The following is a 14,663-nucleotide window of genomic DNA, read 5'->3' as shown; positions in this document are numbered from 1 at the left end:
CCGTTAGAGATCCATGTCGAGAATGGCCATGGAGAAGTTGTAGGACAGTTCGCCCTCGTCTTCATCCTTGTAGATCAGGCCGAGAAATTCATCGCCAAGATAGAGTTCGGCCGAATCGTCCTTGCGGGGACGGGCCTTTACCGTGAGTTCCGTGTTTCTGAATGTACGCTTGAAATAGCTGTCGAGTTTTTTCAGTTCTTCGGGTTTCACGCGGTTTCTCCTGTCGAATGCAAAATTGTGAAGCGGGCTTGTGGCATGCAGCAACCGGCCCTGTAAAGGGCCGGCATGTTCGTTTCAATCACTGAAGCGCCCGGTTTCAGTCGAAATTGGTGATGAGCTGGTCCATGGCGCGGGACGGTTCGGCGCAGCCGGTTTCGCCAACGACGCGGGCGGGAACCCCGGCGACGGTGACATTGTGCGGCACGGGCTTGAGCACCACGGAACCGGAGGCAACTTTCGAGCAATGGCCGATTTCGATATTGCCAAGGATGCTGGCCCCGGCGCCGATCAGCACGCCGTGGCGAATTTTCGGATGACGGTCGCCGGTTTCCTTGCCGGTGCCGCCGAGCGTAACGCCCTGCAGGATCGACACATTGTCCTCGATGACGGCGGTCATGCCGACGACGATGCCGGTGGCATGGTCGAAGAACACGCCCTGCCCCATCGGCACGGCAGGATGGATATCGGTCTGGAAGACGGAGGATGAGCGGCTCTGCAGGTAGAGGGCAAAGTCCTTGCGGCCCTCGTTCCACAGCCAGTTGGCCAGCCGGTGCGTCTGGATCGCCTGGAACCCCTTGAAATAAAGGATCGGCTCGATGAACCGCGTGCAGGCGGGATCGCGGTCATAGACGGCCTGGATGTCGACGCGCAGGATCTGCGACCAGGACGGCGTGGCGTCCATCATCGCGGTAAAGGTCTGGCGCAGCAGTTCCGACTCGACATCCGGATGATCGAGCCGCTGTGAAATGCGGTGAATGACCGCCTGCTCCAGCGACTGGTGGTTGAGAATCGTGGTGTACAGGAACGTCGCCAGCAGCGGCTCCTGGCGGATGGTTTCCTCGGCTTCGGCACGGATGGACAGCCAGATCGGATCCATCTGTTTGACCGATCCGGTCATTTTCATCGGGTTGCTTGCGGACATGTCCTACTCCAGGCAATCAGCCAATAGTCTTGCGTTGCCACCAGCATACGGCAAAAGCGATGTGTTGACACCCCAAATTCACCGGGCTGAAACAGTGTCGCGGTTTGCGCGTGGTTCGACAAGCTCACCATGAGGGGCGTTGGCGCTGTAACGCTCATCGGAACCATTGCAGCATAGAGCTCCCTGCAGCCCACTCCATTCCTCATGGTGAGCTTGTCGAACCACGCACCACACATCTTCTTGCGGTTTACGCGCACCGTCAGAGCGGATGGGCTTTCAGGAACCGGATCACCGCTTCCTTGAACACCTTGTCGCCGACGGCCAGCATGTGATCGCGGTTGGGGATGTCGATGGCTTCGCCCTGCGGCATCAGCGCCGCCAGCCGGTGCGGGTTGCCGCCAATGTCGTCCTTCGTTCCCACCGCAACCAGCGCTGGCTGGGTGATGCGCGCCATATTGGCTTCGCTGATTTCCTCCTTGGAGGTGATGACACAGGCGGCCAGGGCGATCTTGTCGCTTCTGGTCTTGTCGGCGAACATGCGGAACATTTTTCCGCGCGGATGCGTCACCGTTTCGGCGTCTTCCGCCAGCAGCGCCTCGGCGATGGGATTCCAGTCGCCGGCGCCTTCCACCATGCCGATGCCAAGCCCGCCGAAAATGACGTCGTGCACCAGTTCGGGATGTTCCAGCGCCAGGAAAGCGGTGATGCGCGCGCCCATGGAATAGCCCATCACATGGGCTTTCGCGATGCCGAGGTGCCTGAGCAAGGCCGCGGCATCCCCGGCCATCAGGGTCGGCGTATACAGCGATTTTTCATGCGGCTTGTCCGACTGGCCATGGCCGCGATTGTCGATGGCGATGGTCCGGTAGCCGGCGGCGGTCAGGGCCGGCACCCAGCCGGGCTGCACCCAATTGTAGAAGTGCGACGAGGCAAAGCCGTGGATCAGCAGGACCGGTTCGCCCGCGCCCTCATCGAGATAGGCGAGCTTCAATCCATCATTCTCAAAAAACTGCATGGGGTCGGGACTCATTGATCTGGTCAAAAATGGTAAGGGGCTTTTTTCCTGGAAACAAGGCGCAATGCTATGGGTCATCGTGCGTGGTTCGACAAGCTCACCATGAGGGAGGTGGTTTGGCGCAAGGCCAATCTGATGGGTTGCAGAATATAGCTCCCTGCAATCCTCCACCTTCCTCATGGTGAGCTTGTCGAACCACGAAGCACGCGAATGCAGCCTATTTTTTGGTGCAGGTGCCGCAGACCGCGGCAATCGCGGGGTGGCGGACCTTGTCGCCGACCGCAACGCCCAGCCGCCGGGCCGTGCCCGCCTTGACTTCGATGACGAACCGCGCGGGACCGCCGGAGGAAATCGTCGTCCGGGAAAACGGCACCGCATTGGCGCGAATCGCCGACACACGGCCGTTTTCATCGAGGAAAATCATGTCGAGCGCCGAAGGGGTATTCTCCATCCACATGGTGACGAGACGGCTGTCCTCGAACACGAACAGCATGGCGCTGTTGTCCTTAAGGTCGGTGCGGAACATCAATCCCCGCTCGCGCTCCTCGTCGGTATCGGCCACCTCCACCTGAAAGGGAACATCGCCCCTGGCGGTGTTGATCACCAGCGGCGCCGCATCGATGGGCAGATGCATCGGCTGCTGATCGGCGGCGGGCACGGCCGATGCGGCAAGGACCAGCGCAAAGAGGCCGATCAGTAAAGACCGGCACACGCGGAGCAGCCTGTTCATGGGAAGTCTTAGTGGGATGCCGGCAGCTGCGTGCCGATATCCGGGTGAATTTCCGAAGCCATCAGGCCCTTGTCACCATTGCCGAAGCGGACCAGCACCACCTGTCCCGGACGCAGTTCGGTCAGGCCGAAGCGGCGCAGGGTTTCCATGTGGATAAAGATATCCTCGGTGCCTTCGCCGCGGGTAAGAAACCCAAAGCCCTTGGTGCGGTTGAACCACTTGACCAGAACGCGTTCGAGGCCGCTCGACGGCGTGACGGTGACATGGGTGCGCACCGGCGGCAGTTCGGTCGGGTGAACGGCGGTGGAACTGTCCATCGAAAGCACGCGGAAGCACTGCATGCCGCGCTCGCCCTGCTTGACTTCGCACACGACACGCGCGCCTTCGAGCGCGGTCTGGAAGCCGTCGCGGCGCAGGCAGGTCACATGCAGGAGTATATCAGGCAGATCAGCATTGTCAGGGATCACAAAGCCATATCCCTTGGCGACATCGAACCATTTGATAGCGCCCGAAACCTCGATGAGGTCGAGGCCATCGGCTAATTGTTCATCATCGGGGGAATGCCGGGCTGATACTGGTCTGTCTGACATGAAGCGAGCCCCTCCTCTCCTGAAAGCAACCACTGATTCTCTGGAGTCAGAATAACACCTGTCCAATGGATGAGGGCAAGTATCATCTGGCTGTTTTTGTTGAAAAACAGGTGCAAATCTTGTGATGACCGGTTCAACCACCCGTTGCAAGCCTGTCAATTTGTGGCGTCATGAAAATAATGTTACCAAAAAGATGTAGGCGCCTAGCCCGGCGATCGCGTGATCACCCCGGGGCAATGACACGATTGCCCGAGGCAATTGCACAATTGCCCGGGGCAGCCGTCCGGTTGCTGCCGCCTTTCATACACTGACGCACACATCAAGGGAAAACGATGCGCTATCTTCACACAATGGTCCGCGTCCGCGATATCGATGAATCGCTGGATTTCTACTGCAACAAATTCGGCCTTGAGGAAATTCGGCGTACTGAAAACGAAAAAGGCCGTTTCACGCTGATTTTCCTGGCCGCTCCCGACGACAAGGGCCGCGCCGTGGCCGAACGGGCGCCGGAACTGGAACTGACCTACAACTGGGACCCGGAAACCTATACGGGCGGGCGCAATTTCGGTCACCTCGCCTATGTCGTCGACAACATCTACGCCACCTGCCAGAAGTTGCAGGACAGCGGCGTCATCATCAACCGCCCGCCCCGCGACGGCAACATGGCCTTCGTCCGCTCGCCCGACGGCATTTCCATCGAAATCCTGCAGAAAGGCGCACCGCTGCCGCCGCAGGAACCCTGGCTGTCGATGCCGAATACCGGCAGCTGGTAAATTTATGCCAATGTCATCACCGCCGCCTGAGAGGCGGCGGTGATGGATGGTGTTTGATGCAAGGTGCGTGGTTCGACAAGCTCACCATGAGGAAGGTGGGCTGTAAAGTTAGCCGAAATGATAGCTGCCAAGCCAATCAGAAATGTTGCAGAATAGAGTTTCTTGCACTCCTCGTCGTCCCTCATGGTGAGCTTGTCGAACCACGCACCGCACGCCTTGCAAATGGCGACCGGAAGGAAAGGGAGCTGATCTGATGGCTGTCAAACGCGAATTGCAGAAGGCATTCCAACCGGGCCGCGGCTATACCAGAGAAGACTGGGATGCCGTCGACAGTCCCGAACTGACCGACGGCGAAATCCAACAGATGCGGCCGTTCAGGGAGGTGTTTCCCGAACTCGCCCGCGAAATCGACAAAAAGATCGCCGCGCGTGGCCGCCCGCCTCTGGCCGTGACCAAGACGCCGGTCACCCTGCGGCTCGACCCGGATGTCCTGGCAAAATTCGAGGCCACGGGCAAAGGCTGGCAGAGCCGCATCAACGACGCCCTCAAACAGGCCAAGGTGAAATAATCATCCGCCCGCTGCGGATGGATTCAAACCGGCTCCTGGCGCACATCGTCCAGCGCCGCATTGATTGCGGCAATCCGCTCATCGGCAATATCGCAAATGCACTGGATTGCGCATTGCTGCCGCTCATCGTGGATATCGGACGCGGCCATGCACAGCACTTCGACAAGGTTCTTGAGTTCAATCAGCAGATTGCTGGCATCCACCAGCTGGGTTGATCGATTGCTCATGAGGGAGTCTCGCTATCATATAAATCCAAAAATTGTTATTTTATCAATCATACTTAAATTATTATCAATTTGCCACCGCGTCAAGCTCGCTTGTTAAAAAATCAATTACAGAATACAAAAAACCATGATTACTCCTGAGCAAATACGCGGCGCACGGGCGATGCTGGGACTGACCCAGGCGGAGCTCGCAACGCTGGCTGGCCTGTCGACAACCGGCCTCAACAATATCGAGCGCGGTCTGGCCGACCCCAAAGCGTCCACCTTGCGGGCCATTCAAGCGGCGCTTGAAGCCAAGTCCGTGGTTTTTCTTGGCGATGGGCAAAACATCGATGGCGGGCCGGGTATGCGGCTGCGGCGGGAATAAGTTCCCTCATACCATCGTCTATATTGCTGCCAGCCCGGGCCTATGGAACAATCACAAGCGGACCAGATCGGGAGCGTGCATTGCTGACGACGGGAAACCAGCTTCGCGCGGCACGCGCGCTTGTGGATATGGACCAAACAACCCTCGCAAAGGGCGCAGGCCTGAACATCAATACGATAAGCGCCATGGAGAAGAAGGGGCCTGCTGTACTCACAAGCGGCCTCGACAAGATACGGGCTGTCATGCGCGTGCTTGAGGAAGCGGGTGTGGAATTTCTCAATCACGGCCAGCCGGGCGTACGACTCCGGAAGGACTGAGGGTCAACACCTCGTGGAGAAAAAGCCTTTAACCGCCGATCAATGCAGGGCTGCACGCGCGCTCACCAACATGTCTCAGGAGGATCTGGCCAAGGCTGCGCGGGTGGGCCTGTCCACTGTCCGCAATTTCGAAACCGGCAGGTCAACGCCGGTGACCAACAATCTGCAAGCCATCATACAGGTGCTTGAGGCACGGGTTTCCTTCCTCGTCGATGGCCAGACCGCCGATGGCGGGCCGGGTGTCAGGCTGAAATAGCGTGATACTCTCCCCCGCACAGTGCCGTGCTGCACGCGCCCTGATTGGCTGGTCGCAATCCAAGCTTGCGGAGGTGGCAAAGGTTGCGCCGGCGACCATTGCAACCTTCGAAACCGGCAAACGCGTCCCCTATGACCGGACGCTTGACGATCTCAAGGACGCCTTGACGGCGGCTGGGGTGGTCTTTCTCGACAAGGGCACCGAGCGCGCCGGCGGCGCCGGTGTCCGGCTGGCGGATTAGCGCAATTCACTTTTGCACCTAAAACAGTTTGCCAAATGGAAAACTTTTTACTATAGTTCTCCATATGGAAAACTATCAGATATCGCTGGATGCCGCCTTTCACGCCCTCGCCGACCCCACCCGCCGGGCCGTGGTCAGCCGCCTGACCCGCGGCCCCGCCCCGGTCAAGGAACTGGCGGAACCCTTTGCCATGGGATTGCCGTCCTTCATGAAACACCTGCGGGTGCTTGAGGCCGACGGGTTGATCCATTCCAGAAAGATCGGCCGCGTGCGCACCTGCTGGGTGGATACCGAAAGGCTCGCGGCCGCCGAAAGCTGGCTCGCGGAGCAGCGGGCCCTCTGGCAGGGCCGGGCGGACCGGCTGGCCGATTATGTCGAAACCCAGATGAACGGGAGTGCGGAAGATGCCGGTTGACCCATCCGAACTGACGATTGCGCGTTTCATCAAGGCGCCGCCCGCCCTCGTCTGGAAGGCCTGGAGCACGCCGGAGCATCTGGCGAAATGGTGGATCCCCGCCCCCATCGAATGCAAGGTGGTCAAGCTTGACCTTCACCCCGGCGGCGCGTTCGAGACGCGCATGCGTGAGGACGGCGGCGATTTCCAGCCGCACGTCGACGGCTGTTTCCTGGAGATCGTGCCGGAAGCGAAACTGGTGTTCACCACGGTCATGACCGGCGGCTGGAAACCGGCCGAACCCTGGCTGGCCCTGACCGCGATCATCACCTTCGAAGCTGAGGGCAGCGGCACCCGCTACGCCTCGCGCGTCCTGCACAAGGACGCCGCCGACGCCCGCAAGCATGATGAAATGGGATTCGACGAGGGCTGGGGCACCGCCATCGGCCAGCTGGCGGCCTTCGTCCAGCGACTGGCCTGACCCTAATTAGCCGTCCCGGCCCTCGCCTTCAACGCCCCGGCATAGTCGAGCACCATTTTCCGCCGCTCGGGCGTACCGGGATGGGTTTGCAGCATGCTGGTGGGGCTGTGGTCGTCGAGCTTTTCTTCCACCAGCGCGAAGAAGCGGGCAATGGCCGCGGGATCAAAACCGGCCTTCTGCATCAATTCGACGCTGTGCCGGTCGGCGGCGCTTTCGTCGGCGCGTGAATAGGACAAGGCCAGCAAACCGCCGCCCTGCACCAGCACGTCATGGGTGCTGCCGCCGATATCGCCGCCGATCAGCATGATCAGCCCGGCAACCCCGGCGGCGCGGTAGAGCTGGCGCAGGCTGTGTTTCAGCTCCACATGGCCGATCTCGTGGGCAAGCACGCCGAGCAGCATATCCGTGTCGCCATCCGCCAGCCTGACCAGCTGGTCGGTGATGACGACCGTCCCGTCCGGCAACGCGAAGGCATTGGGGCCGATGATGCCGCCATCGCGAAAATTCAGATTGAAACCGCCAGCGCCGAGGCTGGATTTGGCCGCGAGTTTGCCGAAGCCCTCATTCAGCTTGACCTTGTCGGCATCCGGTAACGTGCTGGGCGAGAAAACCGTGGTGTCGAGCGTTTGCAGCGTCCCTTTCGACATGAGGGCGGGGACAACCGGTGGCGTCACCACGACGGCGACTTCGACCAGCGCTGGCACGGCAAAGCGGTAGATCGAGAAGGCGAAGACGAACGTCAGGAGGACAAGCACCAGCAGCCGCGGATGGAACCGCTCCAGCCGGTGCACCCACCCGGCGCTGCGCCCCTTCTGCGCCGCCACCAGCGCATCGATGGCGTCATTGTCCATCGTCTCGAAACTGGTTCTGTCGGGATAGGTCAGGCGCCGCGGTATCGACCCGACACGGTCGCTGATGCCGATCTGATCGAAGGCGGCGGCGGACAGGACCGTTCCGTCCACGGCAACGACGGATACGGCATCGTCGGCGAAAACCAGACTGGCTCCCCGGCCCGCGCTCGATCCTTCGCGGTACCAGAGGCCTGTCGTCAGTTTTCCCATGTCAGAAGCCAAAGTCGATACCTTCGATATCCATGAATTCCGAACCGACAGCCGAACCGCTGTCCTTGATATCCGAGAAAATCTCGCCGACATCGCCGTCAAAGACAATGGCCGTATAGTCCGCGTGGAAGCGCGCCAGCCGGACGGCGGCCCAGGGCCGCATCAGCCCAAGCGTGAAGACCGTGACGATCAGGTTGGAAATCACGACCCAGGCATAGGTCCAGCGCGGCATGTCGGAATAGAGATAGTGCCTGTCATCGAATGTCGTGGCACTCAGACCGGCGTTGCGTATGCCGGCGGAATAGAGCAGTCCCGTGACGGCATAGATCAGCAGCACGGGCACGAACAGAAGATATATGAGCAGAATGAATGCCACTTCGCCGCTCGAAGCCTCCGCCTTCATTGCCGCAAGCCCGGCCGATGCGCCGGCGATCAGAATTCCGAAAAGAAAAAGCCCGGCAACCGTGAGTACGGCGGGTAAAACCCAGACGCGATAAAGCGCGCCGATCGTCGGGTCCGGCGAAAACACCTTGCCGCCATAGCGCAGGTTGCCGAGCGTGTAGCGCAAGGTCCACCGGCTGGCGATGGGCGCAAGCAGGCCGAAGGAAATCCCCGCCACAAGGCTGCTGAGGAAGAAAGCCCTGACCGCACCCCAATAACCGCCGGTGAAATCGAAGCGCACATTGCGGTAGCTGGTAACGCGCGCGCTGAACCGCAGACCCCGCGCGATCAGCCAGGGGATCGCGGCGATGAACACCAGACCGAGCAGCCCGCCGAGGAGCGGCGAAAACCGGAGCAGTATATTGTAGAGGATGAGGTAGCCGACAACGAGGATGCGGCCGATCAGAATCTGCTTCGGCCGGGCATGATAATCGAACCGGCCGTCGGCCAGTTTGGTGTTGCCGTAGAAATAGCGATTGCGCCGCACCTTTGCCCAGGCGGAATAGATGCCGAGCGTCACAATCGTCAGCAATACATTGACGATCCAGATGCCGAAATATTCCTTGGCGGTGCCGGAAAACGCAAACCGGTGACCGGTATATTCAGCCGGACGGCCGAACCGTGGTTGTGGCGAGCCTTCCATGTTTCCCCCGAAACAGTTTTGTCCGACAGGACTCCAGGAACAGGCTTAGCCCGACTTGGGACGGGATAGCAATCACGCGGCCGGAATTTCGCCGCGACGGCCGTTTGATATCGCCGACAAACCGCTTTCGCAGGCCGGTTTGTCCTGATATCAGAAATATCACAATGAGGAGGATGCCATGAAGGATGTGCTGATCGAGCTTGAACGCCGCAGGACCATTGCGCGGGAGGGCGGCGGCAAGACGCGGATCGAGGCCCAGCACAAGCGCGGCAAGCTGACGGCGCGCGAGCGCATCGACATTTTCCTCGACGAAGGCTCCTTCGAGGAGTTCGACATGTTCGTCGAACACCGTTCCACCGATTTCGGCATGGAAGAGACAAAATTTGCCGGGGATGGCGTCGTGACCGGCTGGGGCACCATCAACGGGCGCACGGTTTTCGTCTTCGCCAAGGATTTTACCGTGTTCGGCGGCTCGCTGTCCGAGGCGCATGCGGAAAAGGTGCAGAAAATCCAGGACATGGCCCTGCGCAACCGCGCGCCGGTCATCGGGCTTTACGATGCGGGCGGCGCGCGCATTCAGGAAGGCGTGGCGGCGCTCGGCGGCTATGCGGAAATCTTTCAGCGCAACGTGCTTGCGTCCGGCGTCATCCCGCAGATTTCGGTGATCATGGGACCGTGTGCGGGCGGCGACGTTTATTCCCCCGCCATGACGGATTTCATCTTCATGGTGCGCGACACGTCCTACATGTTCGTCACCGGGCCGGATGTGGTGAAGACCGTGACCAATGAAACGGTGACGGCCGAGCAGCTGGGCGGCGCGTCGATCCACACCACCAAATCGTCGATTGCCGACGGCGCCTATGACAATGACGTGGCCGCCCTGTTGCAGATGCGCCGCCTGATTGATTTCCTCCCGGCATCCAACACCGCCGATATTCCCGAGATCGAATGTTTCCAGGACACGGACGAGCCGGATTACTCGCTCGACCGGCTGGTGCCGGACAATGCCAACAAGCCCTACGACATCAAGGAACTGATCCGCAAAACCGTCGATGAGGCCGACTTTTTCGAGATCCAGGAAAGTTTTGCCAAAAACATCGTCGTCGGCTTCGGCCGCGTCGAGGGCCGCACCGTCGGCATCGTCGGCAACCAGCCGATGGTTCTGGCGGGCGTGCTGGACAGCGATGCCTCGCGCAAGGCGGCGCGCTTCGTCCGCTTCTGCGACTGCTTCAACATTCCCATCGTCACGTTTGTCGACGTGCCGGGCTTCCTCCCCGGCACGGCGCAGGAATATGGCGGCCTGATCAAGCATGGCGCCAAGCTCTTGTTCGCCTATGCGGAGGCAACGGTGCCGAAGATCACCATCATCACCCGCAAGGCCTATGGCGGCGCCTATGACGTGATGGCGTCCAAGCATCTGCGCGGCGACATCAATTATGCCTGGCCGTCGGCGCAAATCGCTGTGATGGGAGCCAAGGGCGCGGTGGAAATCATCTACCGCAAGGATATTGGCGATGCGGAGAAAATCGCGGCGCACACGAAGCGCTACGAGGATCGCTTCCTGTCGCCGTTCGTGGCGGCCGAGCGTGGGTACATTGATGAGGTGATCATGCCCCATTCCACGCGCAAGCGGGTTTCACGGGCACTGCGCATGCTGCGCAACAAGGATCTCGAAAATCCCTGGAAGAAACATGACAATATCCCGCTTTAGGGCGGGATATCGGTATTCAAGACAGAAAGAATATCGGGGAATTAACGGCGGAAGCTGAAGCCGCCGCTGGATTCGCGAAGGATCTGCGAAATGGTGCGCTTGTCACATGGCTCTGCCAATTTGGCGGCGGCCTTGACCATTGTTGCGCTCGACTTCACGCCGACCTTCGGCAGTTTGATGACACGTGCTTCAGACGGCGACGACGTTTCTTTATTTATTGTTAGCATTGTTCACACCTCTAGTTAAACTACTCTCGCCAAGAGAATAATCCTGTTTCAGCATGCGTCTGTATTTCGGATGCATTGTGACATTAAGAAAATTCAAACGATTTAACAAATCACTATTTGTATCCGATTTTGACTCTCGTTTGAATAAAACCAACAAATCGTAAAAAGGTTCCCCGTCCGTAAATATCACGTAAATATTACACTATGAAACAACAGTAAAAGGCCGTTTCGGCCGGGATGATCCCGCTCTTATGGTTAACGCAACAGGCGTGGCAGAGGCTGAGTGCATAGTTGTGGTGCGTGGTTCGACAAGCTCACCATGAGGGAGGTCGTGGATTGCAGGGAGCGATATTCTGCAGCGCCTGCGATTGGCATTGCAGCCAAACCACGTCCCTCATGGTGAGCTTGTCGAACCACGCACCAAGGGCTTTGCAACCGGGGTGATCGTGTGGCGGCCTAGATGGACTCGATGCCGACCTTGCGCTGGATCTGGTCAATCGTCTCCTTGACGAAGAAGGTCAGGCCAGCGGTGACGGTCACGATGTGCGTTCCCGTCCCGTAAGGGTTGAACGACACGACATGGGCAAAGTTGAGTGTGATGTGATCGCCGTTGACGTCGGTCAGTTTGATCCACATGGCTGTCTTCCCTCCCAGTTTGACTGCACAGCGGCTTCAACAGACACGCTGTGCCGTCAGGGAAGCAGGTTTCCCGGCATCAGGCAATTCGATTAACGGCATTGCTGGAGATTCTTGCCGACTATGGTTTCCGGCGATAGTGATAGCTGTGCAGTTCGCGGTCAAAACCCAGCGAGGCATAGAGCGCCCGCGCCGGCTGATTGTCGGTGAGAACCTGCAGACAGGCACCCTCGGCGCCTTCATCCCGCGCCCAGTCGAGCAGGGTTGCAACCGCCCGCTGGCCATAGCCGCGCTTGCGGTAATCCGCATCGGTGGCGACGGATTCCAGCACCAGCAGGCCGTTGCTGATGGCACCATAGGCTTTGGCAACGATCCGGCCGTCCATGGTGACGGACGCAAAGGCCTTTGGCACGACGATGGAGACGATCATATCGGTGAAAACCGCCTGCTCATCATCCGACCAGCCAGAGATGCGCTTGCCGTCACGCGACCAGCCCGGCGTCATCTCGCGCGACAGTTCGGCGGCAGCAGAGCCGCTTGGGCGATGGCGGCGCAGGTCACAATGCAGAACCGTGCTGCCGCCCTCGAAGCGGTAACCGCGCTCGACCAGATGCGACTCCATTTCATCGGCGATGGTCGGAACCCGGAAAATGTAGTCGCGGCCGAGCGCGCCATAGAGTTTTTCCGCCGCATCGATCACGCCGGCGGGTTCGGCGCGCGGTCCGCGCAAAGGGTTGACCGAATTGGTGCGGCGAACGCCGCCGCCGGAAAACCGCATCAGCCAGCCGCCATGCAGAACCTGCCGCGGCGATGGCCACGCATTGAAACACGCTTCCTCGACACGCCAGTTCAGATCATCCATCACTGCTTTCTCCTAAACCGCCTGCCCTGCCACCCAGCCGGATGACCAGGCCCACTGAAAATTATAGCCGCCGAGCCAACCCGTCACGTCGACCACTTCACCGATGAAGTAGAGACCCTTGACGGATTTGGCTTCCATCGTCTTCTGGTCGAGCCCGTCCGTGTCGACACCGCCCAGCGTGACCTCCGCCGTGCGGTAGCCTTCGGACCCGGCGGGCTTGACCTGCCATTCATTGATGGCCTTCTCGACGCCGAGCAACTGCTTGTCGGAGACATCGGCGAGATGGCTGTGGATGCCGCTGTTTTCGGCGATCAGCTGCGCCAGCCGCTTCGGCAGAAGCTCCGACAGGGCTGTCTGCAGCGCCTGCCGCCCATTGCGCGCACGGGCGGCGCGCAGCGCGTCAAGAATTTTGACGCCCGGCAGCATGGCAACGCTGATCGTGTCGCCCTCGCGCCAATAGGACGATATCTGCAGGATCGACGGGCCGCTGAGACCGCGATGGGTGAAGAGCATCGCTTCGGCAAATTTTGTCTTGCCGTGGCTGATGACGGCATCGACGGAAATACCGGACAGGGGTTTCAAGGGTGCGAGCGTGTTGTCATCGAAGGTCAGCGGCACCAGCGCCGGGCGGATGTCGGTCAGCGCCAGGCCGAACTGCTTTGCGATGTCATAGCCAAAGCCGGTTGCGCCCATTTTGGGGATGGACTTGCCGCCGCAGGCGACCACCAGCGAGGTACAGCGCACGCGCTCGCCGGACAGCGCAACGGCATAGCCATCCGTCGTTGCTTCAATGGACTCCACCACCGTCTGCAACCGCAGCTCGACATTGGCGTGCTTCATCTCCGTGACCAGCAGATCGATGATCTGCTTGGCCGAACCGTCGCAGAACAGCTGGCCCAGCGTCTTTTCATGCCAGGCGATACCATAGCGGTCGACCAGCGCGATGAAATGGCGCTGGTTATAGCGGCGCAGCGCGGAAATGCAGAAATGCGGGTTTTTGCTGATGTAGTTCTGCGGGGCGGCGTTGAGATTGGTGAAATTGCAGCGCCCGCCGCCGGAAATGCGGATCTTGTCGCCGGGCGCCTTGGCGTGATCGACAATGAGAACCGAGCGGCCGCGCTTGCCCGCCTCGACAGCGCACATCATGCCTGCAGCGCCCGCGCCGATGATGAGAACGTCCACCTGCTTCATCATGGCGACGGCAACAGTTCATCGGTGCGGCCGGTCGCCCAATAGGCGAAAAGCCCGACCCATTCCTTCAGGACAATCGTCAGGTTCTGCAGGGAATCGATCGGGTTGTCCTGGGCAAATCCGGGATACTCGATGCCGGACGTGCGGTAATCGGCAGGCCATGGCACCACGTCGAAGCCCGCCTTGCGGAACAGCCCGACCGAACGGGGCATGTGGAAGGCTGACGTGACGAGCAGCCACGTCTCGCCGGGTTTGATGTCGAGCAGCTTTTTGGTGAACTGGGCATTCTCGTAGGTGTTGCGCGATTCATTTTCGAGAACCAGCCGGTCGGCGGCAACGCCGAGCGCCGTCAACAGGCGCGGCGCCGTGGCGGCATCGCCCTCGCCCTCCAGCACCAGCGTACCGCCGCCGCCGGTGACCACGACCTTTGCCTCGGGGTAACGCCGCGCCAGCACCGCCGTTTCAACGAAGCGGTCACCGCTGGCATTGAGCTCATAGCCGCCGCGCACCAGATTGACCCCGCCTTCAAAACCGCCGCCAAGGACGATGATACCATCGACATGTGACGGTGCGGGCGACGGGCGCTGGAACCGGTCTTCCAGCGGATGCATGAGAAGCGCGCCCAGCGAACTCCAGACGGCCAGCCCCAGGATCAGAAATGCCCCGGCGGATGCGGTCATCGCCATGCGCCGCCAGGAGAACCACACGGAAAAAAATGCGAGGCCCATCAGCAGAATGGAAAAATTCAAGGGTTGAGCAACGAACCAGAACACCTTGGAAACAAAGAAAAACAT

Annotated in this window: 20 protein-coding genes and 1 pseudogene; 9 read left to right on the top strand and 12 right to left on the bottom strand. The window is 60.1% G+C overall.

The genetic code is table 11. From position 1 onward, the window contains the following. Positions 1-3: 3 nt before the first annotated feature. The 5 genes from ACIQWS_RS06935 to ACIQWS_RS06915 all read right to left on the bottom strand — a co-directional run bounded on the left by ACIQWS_RS06935 (position 4) and on the right by ACIQWS_RS06915 (position 3,476). The gene (locus ACIQWS_RS06935) at positions 4-210 is read right to left on the bottom strand and encodes a DUF3126 family protein (RefSeq protein WP_105733161.1); all 207 of its coding nucleotides are present in this window, start codon (positions 208-210) and stop codon (positions 4-6) included. 106 nt (positions 211-316) lie between these two features. Further along, positions 317-1,141, bottom strand: a complete 825-nt coding sequence (cysE, locus tag ACIQWS_RS06930; RefSeq protein ID WP_223615130.1) for a serine O-acetyltransferase — start codon at positions 1,139-1,141, stop codon at positions 317-319. A 259-nt stretch (positions 1,142-1,400) separates the two neighbouring features. Continuing rightward, on the bottom strand, positions 1,401-2,171 hold the full coding sequence (locus tag ACIQWS_RS06925) for an alpha/beta hydrolase (protein WP_346307597.1): 771 nt from the start codon (positions 2,169-2,171) through the stop codon (positions 1,401-1,403). Positions 2,172-2,373: 202 nt separating this feature from the next. Further along, a complete protein-coding gene (locus ACIQWS_RS06920) occupies positions 2,374-2,886 on the bottom strand; it encodes a DUF192 domain-containing protein (protein WP_403173438.1) in 513 nt (170 codons plus the stop codon). A gap of 8 nt (positions 2,887-2,894) precedes the next feature. After that, the gene (locus ACIQWS_RS06915) at positions 2,895-3,476 is read right to left on the bottom strand and encodes a cold-shock protein (protein WP_223615133.1); all 582 of its coding nucleotides are present in this window, start codon (positions 3,474-3,476) and stop codon (positions 2,895-2,897) included. Between the two features lie 332 nt (positions 3,477-3,808). Between ACIQWS_RS06915 and ACIQWS_RS06910 the strand changes: the two genes are divergently transcribed. Together ACIQWS_RS06910 and ACIQWS_RS06905 are read left to right on the top strand one after the other, a co-directional pair. Further along, the gene (locus ACIQWS_RS06910) at positions 3,809-4,249 is read left to right on the top strand and encodes a VOC family protein (RefSeq protein WP_403173430.1); all 441 of its coding nucleotides are present in this window, start codon (positions 3,809-3,811) and stop codon (positions 4,247-4,249) included. Between the two features lie 253 nt (positions 4,250-4,502). Further along, a complete protein-coding gene (locus ACIQWS_RS06905; protein ID WP_403173428.1) occupies positions 4,503-4,817 on the top strand; it encodes a BrnA antitoxin family protein in 315 nt (104 codons plus the stop codon). A gap of 23 nt (positions 4,818-4,840) precedes the next feature. On the opposite strand, the gene ACIQWS_RS06900 is transcribed toward ACIQWS_RS06905, so the two are convergent. Beyond that, entirely contained in the window at positions 4,841-5,044 is a 204-nt protein-coding gene (locus ACIQWS_RS06900; RefSeq protein WP_403173425.1) for a hypothetical protein, read from the bottom strand. A 124-nt stretch (positions 5,045-5,168) separates the two neighbouring features. Between ACIQWS_RS06900 and ACIQWS_RS06895 the strand changes: the two genes are divergently transcribed. The 6 genes and pseudogenes from ACIQWS_RS06895 to ACIQWS_RS06870 all read left to right on the top strand — a co-directional run bounded on the left by ACIQWS_RS06895 (position 5,169) and on the right by ACIQWS_RS06870 (position 7,097). Continuing rightward, positions 5,169-5,408 (top strand): multiprotein-bridging factor 1 family protein, encoded by a 240-nt coding sequence (locus ACIQWS_RS06895; protein ID WP_403173423.1) that lies wholly within the window; start codon positions 5,169-5,171, stop codon positions 5,406-5,408. Between the two features lie 80 nt (positions 5,409-5,488). After that, a complete protein-coding gene (locus ACIQWS_RS06890; protein ID WP_403173420.1) occupies positions 5,489-5,725 on the top strand; it encodes a hypothetical protein in 237 nt (78 codons plus the stop codon). Between the two features lie 70 nt (positions 5,726-5,795). Further along, entirely contained in the window at positions 5,796-5,981 is a 186-nt protein-coding gene (locus ACIQWS_RS06885; protein ID WP_403173416.1) for a helix-turn-helix domain-containing protein, read from the top strand. 1 nt (position 5,982) lies between these two features. After that, positions 5,983-6,216 (top strand): annotated as a pseudogene (locus ACIQWS_RS06880) (multiprotein-bridging factor 1 family protein); the annotation flags it as partial. Between the two features lie 70 nt (positions 6,217-6,286). Beyond that, positions 6,287-6,637, top strand: a complete 351-nt coding sequence (locus ACIQWS_RS06875) for a metalloregulator ArsR/SmtB family transcription factor (RefSeq protein ID WP_346305679.1) — start codon at positions 6,287-6,289, stop codon at positions 6,635-6,637. Further along, positions 6,627-7,097 carry an SRPBCC family protein gene (locus ACIQWS_RS06870; protein ID WP_346305680.1) on the top strand — a complete coding sequence of 157 codons (471 nt, stop codon included), beginning with the start codon at positions 6,627-6,629 and terminating at the stop codon, positions 7,095-7,097. The genes ACIQWS_RS06875 and ACIQWS_RS06870 overlap by 11 nt, the downstream gene beginning before the upstream one ends. Positions 7,098-7,099: 2 nt before the next feature. Here ACIQWS_RS06870 and ACIQWS_RS06865 read toward each other — a convergent pair whose 3' ends face one another. Beyond that, the gene (locus ACIQWS_RS06865) at positions 7,100-8,158 is read right to left on the bottom strand and encodes a M48 family metallopeptidase (protein WP_403173408.1); all 1,059 of its coding nucleotides are present in this window, start codon (positions 8,156-8,158) and stop codon (positions 7,100-7,102) included. 1 nt (position 8,159) lies between these two features. Next, a complete protein-coding gene (locus ACIQWS_RS06860) occupies positions 8,160-9,242 on the bottom strand; it encodes a YjgN family protein (protein WP_403173405.1) in 1,083 nt (360 codons plus the stop codon). Positions 9,243-9,420: 178 nt separating this feature from the next. Here ACIQWS_RS06860 and ACIQWS_RS06855 point away from each other — a divergent pair, with 178 nt between their 5' ends. Next, positions 9,421-10,953, top strand: a complete 1,533-nt coding sequence (locus tag ACIQWS_RS06855) for an acyl-CoA carboxylase subunit beta (protein ID WP_223615145.1) — start codon at positions 9,421-9,423, stop codon at positions 10,951-10,953. Positions 10,954-11,636: 683 nt separating this feature from the next. On the opposite strand, the gene ACIQWS_RS06850 is transcribed toward ACIQWS_RS06855, so the two are convergent. The 4 genes from ACIQWS_RS06850 to ACIQWS_RS06835 all read right to left on the bottom strand — a co-directional run bounded on the left by ACIQWS_RS06850 (position 11,637) and on the right by ACIQWS_RS06835 (position 14,663). Then, on the bottom strand, positions 11,637-11,816 hold the full coding sequence (locus tag ACIQWS_RS06850) for a hypothetical protein (protein ID WP_403173399.1): 180 nt from the start codon (positions 11,814-11,816) through the stop codon (positions 11,637-11,639). Positions 11,817-11,937: 121 nt separating this feature from the next. After that, on the bottom strand, positions 11,938-12,678 hold the full coding sequence (locus tag ACIQWS_RS06845; protein ID WP_403173397.1) for a GNAT family N-acetyltransferase: 741 nt from the start codon (positions 12,676-12,678) through the stop codon (positions 11,938-11,940). A gap of 12 nt (positions 12,679-12,690) precedes the next feature. Beyond that, on the bottom strand, positions 12,691-13,869 hold the full coding sequence (locus tag ACIQWS_RS06840) for an NAD(P)/FAD-dependent oxidoreductase (RefSeq protein ID WP_403177545.1): 1,179 nt from the start codon (positions 13,867-13,869) through the stop codon (positions 12,691-12,693). Then, positions 13,869-14,663, bottom strand: a complete 795-nt coding sequence (locus ACIQWS_RS06835; RefSeq protein ID WP_403173395.1) for a YdcF family protein — start codon at positions 14,661-14,663, stop codon at positions 13,869-13,871. The genes ACIQWS_RS06840 and ACIQWS_RS06835 overlap by 1 nt, the downstream gene beginning before the upstream one ends.

This window comes from Phyllobacterium sp. NPDC097923 (assembly GCF_044760925.1).
Taxonomy (GTDB): domain Bacteria; phylum Pseudomonadota; class Alphaproteobacteria; order Rhizobiales; family Rhizobiaceae; genus Phyllobacterium; species Phyllobacterium calauticae.
This window is presented reverse-complemented; position numbering and strand designations above follow the sequence as displayed.

Bases quoted from the DNA above. Each gene is read 5' to 3' on its own strand.
- ACIQWS_RS06885 (WP_403173416.1), top strand. From the start codon at position 5,796: ATGTCTCAGGAGGATCTGGCCAAGGCTGCGCGGGTGGGCCTGTCCACT.
- ACIQWS_RS06895 (WP_403173423.1), top strand. From the start codon at position 5,169: ATGATTACTCCTGAGCAAATACGCGGCGCACGGGCGATGCTGGGACTG.
- ACIQWS_RS06900 (WP_403173425.1), bottom strand. From the start codon at position 5,044: ATGAGCAATCGATCAACCCAGCTGGTGGATGCCAGCAATCTGCTGATT.
- ACIQWS_RS06925 (WP_346307597.1), bottom strand. From the start codon at position 2,171: ATGAGTCCCGACCCCATGCAGTTTTTTGAGAATGATGGATTGAAGCTC.
- ACIQWS_RS06870 (WP_346305680.1), top strand. From the start codon at position 6,627: ATGCCGGTTGACCCATCCGAACTGACGATTGCGCGTTTCATCAAGGCG.
- ACIQWS_RS06865 (WP_403173408.1), bottom strand. From the start codon at position 8,158: ATGGGAAAACTGACGACAGGCCTCTGGTACCGCGAAGGATCGAGCGCG.
- ACIQWS_RS06905 (WP_403173428.1), top strand. From the start codon at position 4,503: ATGGCTGTCAAACGCGAATTGCAGAAGGCATTCCAACCGGGCCGCGGC.
- ACIQWS_RS06855 (WP_223615145.1), top strand. From the start codon at position 9,421: ATGAAGGATGTGCTGATCGAGCTTGAACGCCGCAGGACCATTGCGCGG.
- cysE (WP_223615130.1), bottom strand. From the start codon at position 1,141: ATGTCCGCAAGCAACCCGATGAAAATGACCGGATCGGTCAAACAGATG.
- ACIQWS_RS06835 (WP_403173395.1), bottom strand. From the start codon at position 14,663: ATGTTTTTCTTTGTTTCCAAGGTGTTCTGGTTCGTTGCTCAACCCTTG.
- ACIQWS_RS06840 (WP_403177545.1), bottom strand. From the start codon at position 13,869: ATGAAGCAGGTGGACGTTCTCATCATCGGCGCGGGCGCTGCAGGCATG.
- ACIQWS_RS06850 (WP_403173399.1), bottom strand. From the start codon at position 11,816: ATGTGGATCAAACTGACCGACGTCAACGGCGATCACATCACACTCAAC.
- ACIQWS_RS06860 (WP_403173405.1), bottom strand. From the start codon at position 9,242: ATGGAAGGCTCGCCACAACCACGGTTCGGCCGTCCGGCTGAATATACC.
- ACIQWS_RS06875 (WP_346305679.1), top strand. From the start codon at position 6,287: ATGGAAAACTATCAGATATCGCTGGATGCCGCCTTTCACGCCCTCGCC.
- ACIQWS_RS06915 (WP_223615133.1), bottom strand. From the start codon at position 3,476: ATGTCAGACAGACCAGTATCAGCCCGGCATTCCCCCGATGATGAACAA.
- ACIQWS_RS06845 (WP_403173397.1), bottom strand. From the start codon at position 12,678: ATGGATGATCTGAACTGGCGTGTCGAGGAAGCGTGTTTCAATGCGTGG.
- ACIQWS_RS06920 (WP_403173438.1), bottom strand. From the start codon at position 2,886: ATGAACAGGCTGCTCCGCGTGTGCCGGTCTTTACTGATCGGCCTCTTT.
- ACIQWS_RS06910 (WP_403173430.1), top strand. From the start codon at position 3,809: ATGCGCTATCTTCACACAATGGTCCGCGTCCGCGATATCGATGAATCG.